Source organism: bacterium, assembly GCA_024224155.1.
Lineage (GTDB): Bacteria > Acidobacteriota > Thermoanaerobaculia > Multivoradales > JAHEKO01 > CALZIK01.
The window spans coordinates 1-14,985 of the sequence record JAAENP010000476.1; the positions used below are offsets into that span (position 1 = coordinate 1).

The window sequence follows — 14,985 nt, forward strand, 5'->3', positions numbered from 1 at the left end:
CTTCACCTGGATCGAGACTTTGACGCAGCACCACTCCGGACTGTTTCACTGGCGGATCGTGCCGGTGCTGAACCCGGACGGCCTGCTCCAACGGCCGGCCCAGAGGATGAACGCCAACGGGGTGGATCTCAATCGCAACTTCCCGTCCCCGGACTGGCAGCGCCAGGCCCATCAACATTGGGTCGAGAAAACCGCCCGAAATCCGCGCAGGTATCCTGGAAGCTCTTCGCTTTCGGAGCCCGAGAGCCGCTGGCTGGCGTCCGAGATCGAACGCTTTCGACCGGACGTGATCGTCGCCGTCCACGCGCCACTCGAAGTCCTGGACTTCGACGGCCCTCCGGACCCGCCCAGGAGCTTCGGCCCCCTGCGGCTACATCAGCTGGGCACCTACCCCGGTTCTCTAGGCAGATGGGCCGGCGTGCACCTGGGGCTGCCCGTGGTCACCATCGAGTTGCCGAGCGCCGGCATCATGCCGACACCCGCCCAACAGCACCAGATGTGGCTGGACCTGGTGCGCTGGCTGCAAAAACGGCTGCCGGAGCCGTCGCTGGAGCCGACTCCACTGGCCAGATAGAGCGCCGGGCTCGACCGTGGCGATCAAAGGCCTTCTTCGTAGATGATCCGCCAACGGCTGCCGTCGCGGCGCCAGTACTGGTGCTTGCGCCGGCTGGCTCGAAAATTGTCCGACTCGTAGCGCTGCAGGAAGTCCACCAGGGCCAGATCCGGCTCACCGGGATACCGATAGATCCCGACTTCGTCGAGCCCGACGCGAATGTACTTCTTCGATGCGTTGACGCTCCGCTTGTGCCGCGCGAACGCGTCGAGATCCATTCCAGGGGTGCGAAAGTCGGCGGCGTAGTGGCTCAGATAGCGATCGCTGTTGCGGCTCTCCCAGTCTGCGCGCCAGGTCTCTAGGGTCGTTTCGAGCACGTCCCTGGCCGAGCTCACCGTTTCCGGATCGACCCAATTGATGCGGTCGGCGACGATCACCGGCGTCTTCGAAACCTCGACCTGCCGACGCAGCACGCGAAAATCCTGATTGCTCAGGGTCACGCAGCCTCGGCTCGACAGCGGAGGACGACTGTAGTACGCGGACTCGGTGCCATGAATCCATATGCCGCTGCCGGTTCTGCCGTTGAGGCGGTCCCAGGCATTCGGATAGTTGATCGGAAACGCACCGTCCCCGTAGAGGTCGGGGAGGCGCTCTCCGGGAAGGTACGAAGCCACGAGGTAGACGCCGACCGGCGTCTTCTCGTCGCCCTCGAACCGCTTTTCGCCGCCGCCTTTTCCGATCGAGACGTAGAAGTCCTTGGTTCTGACGAAACGGCCTTCCCGTTGCTCGAGCACGTACAGTCGATATGCGGACAGGTCGATGAAGATCGCGGCCGGTGTGCTGGGGGGAATCCTCAGCAGCTGCCTGGGAACCGAGTTCGGTGGCGGCGCCTCCAGATAGCGCAACAGGCGAGCCCGAGCCTCCTGCACGTGCCCGTCGATCAACTCGCTCGGACTGCCGTTGCCGAGGTCGGCGAGCGGTGCGGTATGGGCCGAAAGAAGGTCCGCATAGACGAGCTGGGCGAGGCGGAATTCTGGTTCCTGCTCCACCAGATAGGCGATATTGCGGATAGCATTTTCGATCCTTCCCTGCCGAATATCGAAGAGACCTTGCATCAGGCGCCGCTCCTCGAGAGTTGTCGGATTGCGGTCCGACGTTGACGAGAAACCCGCCGCCCCTGCCACCGTCGCCACGAGCGAACCGATCGCCAGTACGCCGAGGAAGAGCGAACGACCCAGGATCATCATGAAGCGGTTGGAGCTACGAATCGACCGATTCTCTGGCTATTTTCCAGTCGCCATTCTCGCGCACGAGCTCGAGAGTCTTGGTCACCACGTCGCTGAACGTGCTCGACTCGTAGGACTGGTTGAACCGGACCAGCACGCGCTCCGGCTCGCTGGCCTCGAAATCCAAGATCGCTACGGAGACCTTGACGAACTCCGGAGCCGCCACGCGGGCTCGCCTGAGCTGCTCCCAGTCGTCACGACTCATGTCGCCCTCCGGCTGGAAGCCCTCGCTATAGAAGTACAGATAGTCCTCGACCCGCTGCTCCGACCAGGCTCGCGCCCAGGCCCCGACGAGAGCGGCCAGCTCGCCGGATTCGGCCACGGTTTCGCCCATCGCTTCGGATGACGACTCCATCACAGCCGGCTCGGAGTCGAGATCCCGGCCTTGCCTCAGAGCCTCCTCGATGGCCCGGTCAGGGGTCACCGGAGCCTCGCCGGCCGCCGTCACCGACTCGGCCGCCGGCTCCACGGCCATGTCCGCCTCGGCCACGGCCTCGTCCGTATCGGCTTCCATCTCCAAGGGTGGGGCCATCGACCCAGCGTCGGCCGCAGACGGCAAGGGCTCGATGGGAGTGTGCGCCACTTGAACCGGTTCGGTTTCGGGCAAGACCATCTCGCTCATCAGCACCAGCTCGACGGACGATCGGTCGTGAGCGTCATCGACGCTCAGCGCTCTGCTGTACGCCTCACTGGCGAGTTGACCATAGATCTTGGTCAAGTTTTCGTATGCGGTGCGATAGGCGGGATGGGTGCCGAGGGCTTCTTTCAGAGTCTCGACCGCGGCATCGTAGTCCCCCATCGCCGCCTGAAGTACCGCGAGATTGTTCAGCGGCTCCGGCCGGTCGGGGCGAAGCCCGGCGACTTCTTCGAAAACCTCGCGCGCCTCGTCCTGCCGCTGCATTTCGGCCAGCAGCAGAGCGCGCAGGAACATTGCCTCCGGATCGACCGGGGACTCCTCGAGATGCTCGTCGACATCCGCGAGCGCGGCCTCCGGCTGGCCGGCTTCGGCGAGCGAGCGAACTCGCCCCAGATCGGCCGCCAGCGCGAACGGACTCGCTATCACAATAGCCAGCGGCAGCGCCGCCAGGGTCTTCCATCGCATTGACATCTCCTGCTTGTTTCTCCCCTCGCCGGGCTAGCGTCGAACTCATTCGCTGGACTTCGTCTTGCACCCGGCTCGTCCACCGGGCCTCCGCCTCGGACTCCGTGGAACGGCGAAAATGCTAGCACGGGCGGCCAGCAAGGTCGATCGCCACCGCCGCCGGGAACTCTGATGATCGTCGAGCGTTATGGTTATGGGAGCAGATGCTCGAGGCACTGAACCAGGCGTCCGACGCCGAGTTGATAGCACGGGTCAAATCCGGACAGGCCGACGCCTTCGCAGAGATCGTCGACCGCTACAAGGACTGCCTGGTGGGCTATCTTTGTCGTCTGGTCGGCAGCCAGGAACGGGCCGAGGATTTAGCTCAGGAGGCCTTTCTTCGGCTCTATCAGCGGAGTGATAACTATGAGGAGCGCGGCCAGCTGAAGGCCTATCTCTTTCGAATCGCCACTAACCAGGTGCGCAGCGAAGAACGCAGGGCCTTTCGCTGGGACAGGATCCGCAGCCTTCTCGCACCGTCCAATGGCGGGCCTCCGGCGCAAGAGCGCACGTTGCTGGACGACGAGGCCCGGAACGAGCTGCTCAAGGCGATAGCCGCTCTACCCTTGCGCTACCGCACTGCTCTGGTTCTCCACGAGATCGAGGGCTGGCGCTATCGAGTGATCTCCGAGACTCTCGGCTGCAGCGAGGGGACCGTCAAGTCCCGGATCCACCGGGGCCGGACCCTGCTCAAGCGAAGCCTAGCGGCCTACTGGCAAGGAGCTTCATGATGACTTCACCCATGGACCCACTCGATCGGCAGCTCGAGGACCTGCCCGCCGTGCGTGCCTCGGCAGGGTTCAAGGCCGAGGTTATGAAACGCCTGGACGACCTGCCGGAGCCGCGCCTCGAGTTCCGCTCGCGGCGCCTTGTGTGGGGCGCCATCGCGGCCGCGGTCGCCGGCCTCGCCCTGCTCACTCTGGTACCCGTCGGGAACGAGGATCCGAGCGCGGGCCTGACCGCAGAGGTGACGGAGATCCGCCGCGAACACGAGCTGCTTACCCAGGAACTGAACAGACTGCGCGCTCGGACCGAGAGCACGGCTCCCGTCCTGTACTTGGGCGGCGTCGACGAAGTCGACTACGTCCTGGACCTATCACCTTTCTTCCTGCCTCAAACGGGGGGTGTCCTGCCGGCATCGACGAATGACAACACGACCTTCTAGTGCAAAGGAAACTGCCATGACAATCAGACATCGCCTTATGGTGGCCGCGATCCTGGGCTTGGCCCTGACCTGCTCGCTGACCGGGTCGGCGTGGGCTGCTCCGAACGATCAAGAGACAGAAGAGGCCAAGAAGAAGAGAATCATCCGGGTGATCTCCGCATCCGACGGCTCGCCGGTCGAGCTCGAGAACGAAGACCGAGTTCTGATCATGGATGAACGCCGTATCGCCGCTCCTCACGTGATTGCCGGCCTCTCTCACCGACGGGGCTACCTCGGCGTCCGAATGGTCGAGCTCACGCCCGAACTACGACGCCACTTCGGCACCCCGGAGGAAGCCGGCGTTCTGATATCGAGCGTGGTCGATGGCAGCCCGGCCGCCCAGGCCGGTTTGAAAGTCGGTGACATCCTCACCGCCATCGGCGGCGAAAGCGTGGCCTCGCCCCGCGAGGTCGCGAAGAGGGTCTTTGAGCACACCGGCGAAAGCATCACCACCTTGGAGATCTGGCGCGACGGCGCGGTCACCACGCTCTCGGCGACCATCGTTGAAAGAGAGCGCCCGGCAATAGACATCGGCCGATTCGCGCTGCCCGATGCCGAGCGACACCACGAGCGGATCTGGGTCGGCAGCGACAACATCCCGGAGCAGATCCTCGAAATCGACCACGGCGGCCTGCGCGATGCCTTACGCGAGATCGAACTGCGGTTCGACGACCCGGACTTTGTTCAGAAGTTCAAAGTGCTGGGTCAAAACCGCCTCGACCTTCAGAAGCGCATCGAGGAGCTCGAGGAACGCCTCAAGGACCTCGAGGAGCAGCTCGACAAGCTCCCGAACGACTAGCGACAGGTGCCGGGACCGCCGGCGACTAGGCCGGGATGCTCGGCCGGCGGCTCGCCCAGCGGCGCTCCAACACGGCGGCTACCTCGGCACCCAGAAAGACCGCCGCCGCGGAAAGATAGAGCCACAGCATCCACACCAGGACGCCGCCGAGAACACCGTAAACCAGGTTGAGCTCGGCAAAGCGAGCCAGATAGAGCCTGAAAAGCATCGTCCCGACGACCCAGAGCGCGGTTCCGGTAGCCGCACCGCCGAGAATGCGCCAGCCGTTTCTGGCGTGAGCGGGAGCCGGGAGCACATAGTAGAGAATCCACAGCTCGAGAGTCATTACGGCCCAGATCGTCGGCCAGCTGAGGAGGCGGGCCAGAGAGTCGAGTCCGAGCGCCAGAGCCAGCCGAGGGCCCGCGAGCACCGCCGCGGCTCCGACCACCAGGAGAAGCGAGTTCACTAGAAGAAGCAGCAGTGCGACCGCCTTCAGGCGCCACCAGGCCCGCCTTTTCTCGACCCTGTAGGCTCGGTCCACCCCGGCGGCCAGCGACTCGACCACGCTCGCAGCCCACAGAAGTGTCAGCACCGCCGACAGCGACAGGAGTCCGGGAGTCGAAGCGGCCTTCACCTCGCGAATCAGTGCCACCAGCACGTCTGCCGCCTGTTCGGGCAATCCGCCCGCAATCGCTCGGACGAAGCCTTCGAGCGCGCGCTCGCTTCCCAGGAGCCCGGCCAGCGAAAACAGCACCATCGCCGCGGGGAACGATGCGAGCGAAAGGTAGAAAGCGGCTCGCGCGGCCTCAGCGGCCGCCAGGTCCCGAGCCCAGGCCCTCGCGACTCTCTTCCGGAGCACTGTCACGCTCTTTGGTAGAAACTCCAATGCCTCGCTAGGATACAGGCACTACCGATGCCTACCTACACCCGCGACGACGGCAAGCCCATCGTCCAGTTCGATGCCGGCATCGAACTGTCTCCCTTCGCGCTTCTGCGTCAGCTCCAGGGGAATCACCCCCCGCTCCTGGTAGACGGCCGAAGAGCCCCGTCCCGCCGCCGGACTCTGGCCGGAGCCCTGCCCTATCCGGGAAGCGGCTGGAGTCCCGACGACCGCCAGCAGGCGGTCGTCATCTTTGACGAGTGCGGCACCGAAGCGCTGGAGATGGTTCTCGGCTTGCGTAAACGAGGCTACACGCGGATACGCTTACTCTTCGGCGGTCTGGACCTGTACGAGTTTTCGCTCGACCCCGAACTGGTCGGCAGCGAGACCTTTCTGGTTCGCTCCACTTCCAGCTAGGTGACCTGGCCGTCCTCACCGACCTCCCAGGTCTCGCCGGAGTAGATCAGGTCTTCGAGCGTGCCCGGGCCCTTGGCTTCGATCTCGTGATCGATCTGGGCAACGATCTGATCCTCATAGGCCGGTTGTTCGACCGAGCGCAGAATCCCGATCGGGGTTGGGAAATCGGGAGGTGTCATCTGGGCCAACAGAAAGGCCATCCCCGAATTGTCGAGTGTCTCGTCCCAGACCAGACAGTCGTCCTCGGTGTGACGCTCGCCCAGTTCGATGACCTCGAGCTGAGTGCCCTTCAAGCGAATGCCTCGGTTCCGCTCCTTGCCGAAAACGAGCGGCCTGCCGTGCTCGAGAGCCAGCGCCTGATCATCACGCACGCCCTTGTCGGTCATGTAGGTGAAAGCCTTGTCATTGAAGATGTTGCAGTTTTGATAGATCTCTACAAACGCCGTCCCTTTGTGCGCCGCCGCTCGCAGCATCGTTTCCTGCAGGTGCTTCTGGAAGATATCCACGCTGCGGGCAACGAAAGTGGCACCGGCCCCGATGGCCAGGGACAACGGATTGAAGGGATTATCGAGCGAACCGAACGGCGTCGACTTGGTTCTCTTCCCAATCTCGCTGGTGGGCGAGTACTGCCCCTTTGTGAGGCCGTAGATCCGGTTGTTGAACATCAGGATCTTGACGCCGACGTTGCGACGCAGAACGTGAATCAGGTGATTGCCACCGATCGACATAGCGTCGCCGTCCCCTGTCGCAACCCACACCTCTAGATCCGGTCGCGACGCCTTCAAGCCCGTGGCAATCGCCGGAGCGCGTCCGTGAATGGTATGAAAACCAAAAGTGTCCATGTAGTACGGGAATCGGCTCGAGCATCCGATGCCGGAAACCACCACGAATTTCTCCTTGGGCAAGCCGAGCTCCGGGAGCACGGTCTGCACGGACTTGAGAATCGCATAGTCACCGCAGCCGGGGCACCAGCGAACCTCCTGGTCGGACTGGAAGTCCTTCTTGGTCAGCACGGGAAGCTCAGTGGACATCTTTTTTACCTCCGAGGATCTCGGCGATCTTGTTGGAAATCTCATGCCTGAAAAAAGGCTTGCCCTGGACCTTGGAGTACGAGACCACGTCCTTGAGGTAGCGGGTCCGGATCAGCAGCGCCAGCTGCCCCCCGTTCATTTCCGGAATCAAGACGTGACGGTAGCGGTCCAGAACCTCTCCCAGGTTCTTGGGGAAGGGATTGATGTAGCGCAGGTGTGCACGCGCCGCCTTGTGCCCCTGCTTGCGGGCTTCCACCAGCGCGCCGGTGATGGCGCCCAAGGTGCTGCCCCAACCCAGGACCAGAACATCGGCGTCTTTATCCCCGAGCACCTCGACATCGGGGATGTCATTGGCGATCCGCTCGACCTTTTCGGCGCGCAGATCCGTCATCAGCTGATGGTTCGCCGCATCGTAAGAGACGTTCCCGGTGAGGTGCTCTTTCTCGAGCCCCCCGATTCGGTGCTCCAGCCCCGCGGTACCCGGGATGGCCCAGGGGCGCGCCAGCGTCTCTTCGTCCCGCGCATAGGGCAGGAAGTTCTCGGGATCGGTATGGAACTCCGTACGCAGATCGGGCAGGTCTTCTATCTTGGGTAGCCGCCATGGTTCGGACCCATTGGCGATATACCCGTCGGATAGCAGCAGCACCGGGACCATGTACTTGATCGCCAGACGGCAGGCCTCAATTGTCGTGTCGAAGGCATCTCCCGGCGAGGCCGCCGCAATCACCGGCACCGGCGATTCCCCGTTTCTCCCGAACATCGCCTGGAGCAGATCCGACTGCTCGGTCTTGGTCGGTAGGCCCGTCGATGGGCCGCCCCGCTGGATGTTGCAGATGATCATGGGCAGCTCGATCATGACTCCGAGGTTGATCGCTTCCGACTTCAAGGCCAGCCCGGGGCCGCTGGTCGTCGTCACGGCGAGCGCCCCGCCGAATGCCGCTCCGATCGTGGAGCAAACCGCAGCGATCTCGTCCTCGGCCTGGAAGGTCGTCACCCCGAAGTTCTTGAATCGCGAGAGCTCGTGCAGGATGTCGCTTGCCGGAGTAATCGGATATGAGCCCAGAAACAGGGGCAAGCCACTGCGGCGACTGGCGGCCACCAATCCGAGCGAAACCGCGCTGTTACCCATGATGTTGCGATAGGTACCCGCCGGCAGCTTCGCAGGCTCGATCTCGTAGCGGGTCTGAAAAGCCTGAGTGATGTCGCAGAAGTTGTAACCGGCCTTGAGAGCCATGATGTTGGCTTCGGCGATCTCGGGCTTCTTGGCGAACTTCTTTCGGGCCCAGTCCATCGAGTTGTCCAGCGGCCGGCTGAAAAGCCAATAGACCATCCCCAGGGCAAAGAAATTCTTGCATCGGTTCTTGGACCGCGCGTCGAGATCCACGTCGCTCAGCGCGGCCAGCGTCATCTTCGTGATCCCTGCGGTAAAGACCCGGTAGCCCTCCAGGGAATCATCCTCGATCGGATTGGTCTCGTAGCCGGCCTTCTTGAGATTGCCGGCCTTGAACTCGTCGGTATTGATGATCAGAATGCCGTTCTTCTTGAGGTCCACGAGCGACTTCTTGAGAGCCGCCGGATTCATGGCCACCAACACGTCCGGCGCGTCGCCCGGCGTATGGATATCGTAATCGGCGATTCGAACCTGAAAGGCGGACACTCCCGGAAGCGTTCCCGCGGGAGCCCGGATCTCTGCCGGAAAATCCGGCAGCGTCGCTAGATCGTTGCCCACCTGCGCCGAAGTGCTGGTGAACTGAGTCCCGGTCAACTGCATGCCATCCCCCGAGTCGCCGGCGAAGCGAACGACGACGTCATCGAGTCTCTCGGCCGTGACTTCTCGCTTCCCCGCGTTTGGGGCGGTGTCTTCGGCCTTCGGATCGGCTGTCACATCAGTCATACTGGTTTTTCCCGTGGGGAGCCCGGTTAGGAGGCCTTCGCCTCGACGGTGCCATCTTGCCAGCGCCGCGCTTCCGCGATGAGGTCGACGACGCCCTCCCGAATCGCGGCGCGTTGCGCGTCCTCCTCGGGATAGTGCGGCCGGTAGCCCAGCTGCGAGGCGTCGTAGGTATAGGGTTTGGATAGTTCTTCCTTGGTCGCGATCGACTGATCCCGACTGAAATAGGCCATGTCGTAGTTGTTGCTCATGATGATCGCCTCCTCGGGGCAGGCGTCCACGCAGTAGCCGCAAAAGACGCAGCGCAGCATGTCGATGTCGTAGACCACCGGATACTTCTCGATGTTGACGTCGGGATGCTCGCCGGCCTCGATCTTGATGCACTCCGCCGGGCACGCCGTCGCGCAAAGGAAGCAAGCCACGCAACGAAGAGAGCCATCCGGTCGCGCTGTAAGGATGTGGTGGCCCCGGAATCGGTGGGAGTAGTTGCGCCTCTCTTCAGGATACTGAATCGTATAGCTCTTGCCGCGCCGGAAGATGTTGCGCAGAAAGTGCTTGAGCGTGACGCCCAGGCCTGACAACAACGGCAGGTAGAGCCGCTCCGCCAGAGAGTAGCGATACGGCTTCGTCTCCTTAGGGTGCTCGGTCACCGCTCCAACTCTCCGGCAATGATGTTCAATCCACCCAGCGTAACGATCGCGTCCGAGACACTACCACCACGAATCAAGTGAGAGAAAGTCGACATGACCGGAAAACAGGGAGGCCGGACCTTGAGTCGGTAGGGTTTGCCGGAACCGTCACTTATGGCATAAAAGCCCAACTCACCGTTGGCGCCCTCGATCGCCGAGTAGATCTCGCCCGGAGGCACTTGAATGCCATCCATGATCAACTTGAAGTGGTAGATCATGGCTTCCATCTGGTTGTAGGCCACCTCCTTGGGCGGCAGCGCCACGTGGGGATCGTCGACGATGTGCGGTCCCTCCGGGATACCGCGATCGAGCAGCTGCCGAATGATCTTCAGCGACTCCCGAATCTCCATCATCCGGAGTCGATAGCGGTCGAACACGTCGCCGCCCTCGAGCACCGGTACGTTCCAGTCCACCGTGTCATAGAGATCGTAGGGATGATCGCGCCGCACATCGTTGGCGACTCCGGAGGCTCTCAGACAGGGACCCGTCCAACCCCAATTGACCGCGTCCTCTCCCGAGATCGCGCTCACGCCGACCGTGCGATCCAGCCAGATCCGGTTCTTGTTGACGAGTTTCTCGATGTCATCGATAAAACCGGGAATGATCTCCAGTAGCCTCCGACAGCGAGCCTCGAAGTCGGGGGGAAGATCCGCTGCGAGCCCGCCTATGCGGCAGTACGAAACGGTCAGTCGGGCTCCCGAGCAAGCCTCGAGAAGGCCGTAGATCTCTTCGCGTGGCTGGAAGAAGTACCAAAAGTTCGTCAACGCACCGGCATCGACCAGCGACGAGCCGTTGCAGACGCAGTGATCCATGATGCGCGAGAACTCGGAGAGGATCGTTCGGGCCCACACCGCCTTGGGCGGTGCCTCGATGCCCAGCAGTTTCTCGACCGTGCGGCAGTAGCCGACGTTGTTGATGAAGGACGAGCAGTAGTTCAACCGATCCGTATAGGGGATTACCTGCTGCCAGGTATGCGTTTCTGCCATCTTCTCGAAGCAGCGATGCAGATAGCCGATCTCGACTTCGCTCGCCGAGATCGCTTCGCCGTCGAGATGAGCGACGACTCGAAACGTGCCGTGCATCGCTGGGTGCGAGGGGCCGATATTGATCGTCATGCGCTCGAACATGTCGTCGTCCGAGTCGTCATCATCCGGCCTCGGTGCCGGGCGGTAGACCTTGTCCTCGGTGAGGATCCAGCGCCGCGCGGCATCGTAGTCCTTGCGCAAGGGATGCCCTTCGAAGGCCTCGTGTGTGAGGATCCGACGCAAGTTCGGATGGCCTTCGAATCGCAAGCCGAACATGTCGAAGGCCTCGCGCTCGAACCAGTCGGCTCCTTCCCAGACCTCGACGAGCGACGGCAGGACGGGGTCTTCTTCCGGCACCGCGACCTTGAGCCGCAAACGTTCTTTGCGCCCAATCGAGTACAGGTGATAGACGGCCTCGAACCGTTCGCTTCGGCCTGGGTAGTCGACTCCGCAAATATCGAGTAGCAGGTCGTAGCCCGCTTCCGGATCTGCCTTGAGGTCGCTGGCCAGTTCCTTGAGCGAATCGCGGCGAACCAGCCAGGTCGGCTGATCGAGGCCCTCTACCGGAACTGCGCTGTCGGCGGGGTACTTCTCAAGCAGCGGCACTGGAGCCGTCTCGATCAGCGGCACGGGCTGCCTTCTCTTTCTTGAGACGCTTGCGATCGCGCTCGATCTTTTCTTTCAACTGGAGAATGCCATGCATCAGGCCCTCGGGAGTGGGCGGGCAACCGGGAACATAGACGTCCACCGGGATGATCTCGTCAATCCCCTGCATGACATGGTAGGCCCGATAGAAACCTCCCGAACAGGCGCAGGCGCCCATCGAAACCACCCACTTGGGATCCGGCATCTGGTCGTAGATCTTCTTCAGCACCGGCGCCATTTTGTCGGTTATGGTTCCGGCCACGATCATGAGGTCACTCTGTCGGGGCGAGAACCTCACCACTTCGTACCCGAACCGGGACATGTCGTAGTGGCTCGAAACCACGCTCATGAACTCGATGGCGCAACAGGCGGTGCCGAAAGGCAGCGGCCAGAACGAGTTGCTCCGTCCCCACTCTTCGAGCCTTTCGAATGTCGTCGTAACCCAGGATTCGCCAACCATGGCTGACCTCGCGCGCGCAGCTTAGCGCATGTTCGTAACGGTCACAACCGAGTTCGGCCCTACTCTCGCTAGCCCCCTGAAGTCCGCTCCAAGGCTCCCTGCAGGCGCTTCGCACGCTCGTTCTCGGGGTCCTTCTTGAGAGCCTTGTTGAGCAGTTTCTCCGCCTTTTCGAGATCGCCCAGTCTCAGGTTGGCTTCCCCGAGGGCAGCCAGAAGATCGGGGTCGGAGCGCCTCAGCCTCCGGCCCTGGCGGTAGAACTGCCGCGCCCCTTCCCAGTCTCCTTGATCCATGCTCAGGTCGCCAACTGCCAGATAGACGAAAGGATTGCGCGTCGTCTGGCGGCCGAGAACCTCGAGCAGCAACTTGGCCGCGTCACCGTCACCGCGCATTCGATAAAGGGCTACCAGATTCTGGTAGCCGGGAAAGAAATTAGGATCCAGCTCGACCGCGCGACGATAGGCCGCCTCGGCTTCTCTCAGCTGACCGTTCCTTCGCAAAGCTACGCCGTAGTTGGCCCAGGCGTCTGGGAGATTCGGATCAACCTGAGTCGCGGCCTCGAGCCACTCGAGAGCCAATTCGATCTCTCCGGCCTGAAGATGCTCGGCGCCACGGTTCGAATGGTAGTAGGCACGAGCCGTTTCGTCGCTGATGCGCACGGCATTGCGGTACTCGACATCCGGGCCGACCGAGAACTCCAGGATCCGCCGCTCTATTCCTTCGTCGAAACCGGCGGTCATATGACCGGCAACTATCACCAGATCGCCCTCCTTGGTGAACTCCTCGAATTGGCGAACGTCCATGTAGAAAGCTCTGACTCCGAGCTCGCGGGCCATTGCCACAACGACCTGACTAAACGAAAGGCAATTTCCTTCTCCGGTCTCGAACGCCTCCTGTGCGGTCCCGGTGTATCCCTCCCGATACCGAAGCCTAGGCCCGTCTTGGTCTCGCTGCAGCGCCTCGAGCAGCCGCGAGAGCTGGGTCAACTCATTGGCGTGCCTCGGGATCTTGCGCGCGAGCCAGTCCTTCATTTCCTGGCTGAGCACATCCGGGCGAACCGGAAGATCGAGCGCGGCACGGGCGGGCCCGGCAAGGATCGGCGCCAGAAACAGCCCCAGCGCACAGACCATATTGACGATCCGCCTCCGCCGGCATGCACGCCGTCGGTCGAGGCCTCCGGTTCTCACGACGCTCTCTGCCGACTCGAGCCGAGTCGTCAGTCGATGTCCCCTTTCGCGGCCTGCAGCCGCTTTCTGAGATCGTCCAGCTGCTCGATGTGTCCCTGCTGGGCCGAGACAACCTCGCGCAGAACGTTCGCGACATCATCCGATTCGAGGTCGCGAATCATCTTGGGATACAAGACGTCATTCTCGAAGCGATCTTCGGCCAGGGCATCGGCGATGCCGCGATCCGCGGCCCTGACCTGCCCGGCAGCGGCCAGCTGTCGAATCGCGAGCTCGTCCTTGGCCTCGGCTAGGTCCAGCCATCGTTTGGCGAGGTTGGGCAGTCCCTCGAGCTCCGCGCCTCGTGCGTAGGCACGATAGCGGGCGGCCGCGCAGGCCTCGCTGGTAAAGCCGGTCTTCAGATGCTCTTGTGATCTGGGGACTCGAGACACCAAGAAACTCCTTCTGAGGAACAGTCGCGTTAAGATCTTTGCGGTTCCGCCGGTTCGAAGCCGGCCAGCAGACAGCCACTTCTGACTTCAGGAAGTCTACCAATTTGTCAGACTACTTTTCGGTCCCGGAACACGGAAGCCTCGAGATACGTAGTTCTTCCAGGAGTTGAGTCTTGACGCGCGTCACCCTCAGGCGACTCTTGCTGGTCGCCGCCTTTCTGATCGGCGGCACCGCCATGGTCTCGGGGACCTTCGGGATCCTTTTCGGCGCGACCTACATGCTGCTTCCCGCCGAGCTGCTCTTCGCCGGCGCCGTGCTGCTATTCCTGCTCTGGCTCGCCTGGTCGCTCACCCGACGGTTTCTCTGGCGTGTCGGACGCCGGCTGGCGTTTTCCTACTTCCTGATCGGTGTCCTCCCGATTCCAATGCTCGCCGCGCTGATCTTTCTTTCCGGATATCTGGTAGCGGGTTTCTTTCTTGGCCATCTCTATCGCGACACCGTTGGCTCGGTGTATGCCGATCTTCAGATCTCCGCCGATTCCCTTCTGCAGTCCTTCTCCGAGGGAGGCTCCCTCTCCGCCGAGCGACAGGGCATGGCCGTCTACCTGGAGGGGCGCCGGGTTATGGGGGACTCCGATCTGCCTCTGGCCTGGCCATCCGGCGTCGAGGCCCGACCGAAGAGCTCGACCCGGGGCCAGGCAGCTCGCTACTTCGCGCGTGAGGACGGATCTCTCACGCTGATTGCGACCGCGGTCGCCGGCAATGCAGCGGCGCTGGCAACTCATCCCGGTGATCTGTCCCAAGAGCTGATGCGCCGAGGCAAGGTCTGGGTCAAGCTATACCGCTCGGACGACCCGCGCAAAGGATCGCGAACCCGAGTCAGCTTCGGCGGCAAGGAATACTCGCTCCAACCGGTAAAGGTTGGCCGTGGCTCGAAGGAGCGCGAACAGTACTTCTCCAAGCAGCAACTCGGAACGGGTTTTGTCGACAAACCCTGGCTCTGGTGGAACGAGGTCTCCAAGGATCTCCGCGCTCTCGACGACGGCCAGGTGGTTGCCGAGTACGTCACCGCCACGCTCAACGGCACGACTCGAGGAGTAGCTCGTTACTTTCTGTCGAGCTCGGAGGTCGATACCGCCGCCTGGGCGGCTTTCATCTCGCTGGCGAGCCTGCTCGCGGGAATCTACGCGGCCGCCCTTGGCATGGCTCTGTTCATGATCTTCACCCTCAGCCGGGCCGTGAATCGTCTGAGCCAGGCGACCGACGCGGTACGGGCGGGCGACTTCGCCGCTCGAATACCGGTGCGCCGCAAAGACCAGGTCGGTGAGCTGCAGAGGTCCTTCAACCAGATGGCCGAGAATCTCGAGGAGCTA

At 62.6% G+C, this 14,985-nt stretch carries 16 protein-coding genes; 6 read left to right on the forward strand and 10 right to left on the reverse strand.

Translation table 11 applies throughout. The annotated features are described in order from the left end of the window. On the forward strand, positions 1-574 hold a 574-nt coding region (locus tag GY769_22960; GenBank protein ID MCP4204779.1), incomplete at its 5' end, for a murein peptide amidase A. Between the two features lie 23 nt (positions 575-597). Here the strand turns inward: GY769_22960 and GY769_22965 are convergent. Further along, positions 598-1,800, reverse strand: coding sequence for a L,D-transpeptidase family protein (locus GY769_22965; protein MCP4204780.1), 1,203 nt, complete (start codon positions 1,798-1,800; stop codon positions 598-600). 13 nt (positions 1,801-1,813) lie between these two features. Continuing rightward, a complete protein-coding gene (locus tag GY769_22970) occupies positions 1,814-2,941 on the reverse strand; it encodes a tetratricopeptide repeat protein (protein ID MCP4204781.1) in 1,128 nt (375 codons plus the stop codon). 203 nt (positions 2,942-3,144) lie between these two features. On the opposite strand from GY769_22970, the gene GY769_22975 reads away from it, so the two are divergent. From GY769_22975 to GY769_22985, 3 genes are read left to right on the forward strand one after another with little or no spacing between them, the layout of a single operon-like run. Then, a complete protein-coding gene (locus tag GY769_22975) occupies positions 3,145-3,711 on the forward strand; it encodes a sigma-70 family RNA polymerase sigma factor (protein MCP4204782.1) in 567 nt (188 codons plus the stop codon). After that, positions 3,708-4,145: a hypothetical protein gene (locus GY769_22980; protein ID MCP4204783.1), complete on the forward strand. Its 438-nt coding sequence runs from the start codon at positions 3,708-3,710 to the stop codon at positions 4,143-4,145. Before GY769_22975 ends, GY769_22980 begins: the two co-directional genes overlap by 4 nt. Before the next feature lie 16 nt (positions 4,146-4,161). After that, a complete protein-coding gene (locus GY769_22985) occupies positions 4,162-4,983 on the forward strand; it encodes a PDZ domain-containing protein (protein ID MCP4204784.1) in 822 nt (273 codons plus the stop codon). 25 nt (positions 4,984-5,008) lie between these two features. Here GY769_22985 and GY769_22990 read toward each other — a convergent pair whose 3' ends face one another. Further along, complete coding sequence (locus tag GY769_22990; GenBank protein ID MCP4204785.1) at positions 5,009-5,821, reverse strand: YihY/virulence factor BrkB family protein; 813 nt, start codon at positions 5,819-5,821, stop codon at positions 5,009-5,011. Positions 5,822-5,875: 54 nt separating this feature from the next. Between GY769_22990 and GY769_22995 the strand changes: the two genes are divergently transcribed. After that, on the forward strand, positions 5,876-6,259 hold the full coding sequence (locus GY769_22995; GenBank protein ID MCP4204786.1) for a hypothetical protein: 384 nt from the start codon (positions 5,876-5,878) through the stop codon (positions 6,257-6,259). Here the strand turns inward: GY769_22995 and GY769_23000 are convergent. From GY769_23000 to GY769_23030, 7 genes are all read right to left on the reverse strand, one after another. Beyond that, a complete protein-coding gene (locus tag GY769_23000) occupies positions 6,256-7,290 on the reverse strand; it encodes a 2-oxoacid:ferredoxin oxidoreductase subunit beta (GenBank protein ID MCP4204787.1) in 1,035 nt (344 codons plus the stop codon). The genes GY769_22995 and GY769_23000 overlap by 4 nt on opposite strands. Then, positions 7,280-9,184, reverse strand: coding sequence for a 2-oxoacid:acceptor oxidoreductase subunit alpha (locus GY769_23005; protein MCP4204788.1), 1,905 nt, complete (start codon positions 9,182-9,184; stop codon positions 7,280-7,282). The genes GY769_23000 and GY769_23005 overlap by 11 nt, the downstream gene beginning before the upstream one ends. A 26-nt stretch (positions 9,185-9,210) precedes the next feature. Then, entirely contained in the window at positions 9,211-9,789 is a 579-nt protein-coding gene (locus GY769_23010) for an NADH-quinone oxidoreductase subunit I (protein MCP4204789.1), read from the reverse strand. A 38-nt stretch (positions 9,790-9,827) separates the two neighbouring features. Continuing rightward, positions 9,828-11,525: an NADH-quinone oxidoreductase subunit D gene (locus GY769_23015; GenBank protein ID MCP4204790.1), complete on the reverse strand. Its 1,698-nt coding sequence runs from the start codon at positions 11,523-11,525 to the stop codon at positions 9,828-9,830. Then, entirely contained in the window at positions 11,488-12,000 is a 513-nt protein-coding gene (locus GY769_23020) for an NADH-quinone oxidoreductase subunit B (GenBank protein MCP4204791.1), read from the reverse strand. Before GY769_23020 ends, GY769_23015 begins: the two co-directional genes overlap by 38 nt. Positions 12,001-12,068: 68 nt before the next feature. Next, the gene (locus GY769_23025; GenBank protein MCP4204792.1) at positions 12,069-13,127 is read right to left on the reverse strand and encodes a tetratricopeptide repeat protein; all 1,059 of its coding nucleotides are present in this window, start codon (positions 13,125-13,127) and stop codon (positions 12,069-12,071) included. An 86-nt stretch (positions 13,128-13,213) separates the two neighbouring features. Then, positions 13,214-13,612 (reverse strand): hypothetical protein, encoded by a 399-nt coding sequence (locus GY769_23030; protein MCP4204793.1) that lies wholly within the window; start codon positions 13,610-13,612, stop codon positions 13,214-13,216. Positions 13,613-13,785: 173 nt separating this feature from the next. Here GY769_23030 and GY769_23035 point away from each other — a divergent pair. Continuing rightward, on the forward strand, positions 13,786-14,985 hold a 1,200-nt coding region (locus tag GY769_23035), incomplete at its 3' end, for a HAMP domain-containing protein (GenBank protein ID MCP4204794.1).

Excerpts from the sequence above, each read along its gene's own strand:
- GY769_22965 (MCP4204780.1), bottom strand. The coding sequence starts at position 1,800 with ATGATGATCCTGGGTCGTTCGCTCTTCCTCGGCGTACTGGCGATCGGT.
- GY769_22970 (MCP4204781.1), bottom strand. The coding sequence starts at position 2,941 with ATGCGATGGAAGACCCTGGCGGCGCTGCCGCTGGCTATTGTGATAGCG.
- GY769_22975 (MCP4204782.1), top strand. The coding sequence starts at position 3,145 with ATGCTCGAGGCACTGAACCAGGCGTCCGACGCCGAGTTGATAGCACGG.
- GY769_22980 (MCP4204783.1), top strand. The coding sequence starts at position 3,708 with ATGATGACTTCACCCATGGACCCACTCGATCGGCAGCTCGAGGACCTG.
- GY769_22985 (MCP4204784.1), top strand. The coding sequence starts at position 4,162 with ATGACAATCAGACATCGCCTTATGGTGGCCGCGATCCTGGGCTTGGCC.
- GY769_22995 (MCP4204786.1), top strand. The coding sequence starts at position 5,876 with ATGCCTACCTACACCCGCGACGACGGCAAGCCCATCGTCCAGTTCGAT.
- GY769_23000 (MCP4204787.1), bottom strand. The coding sequence starts at position 7,290 with ATGTCCACTGAGCTTCCCGTGCTGACCAAGAAGGACTTCCAGTCCGAC.
- GY769_23005 (MCP4204788.1), bottom strand. The coding sequence starts at position 9,184 with ATGACTGATGTGACAGCCGATCCGAAGGCCGAAGACACCGCCCCAAAC.
- GY769_23020 (MCP4204791.1), bottom strand. The coding sequence starts at position 12,000 with ATGGTTGGCGAATCCTGGGTTACGACGACATTCGAAAGGCTCGAAGAG.
- GY769_23025 (MCP4204792.1), bottom strand. The coding sequence starts at position 13,127 with ATGGTCTGTGCGCTGGGGCTGTTTCTGGCGCCGATCCTTGCCGGGCCC.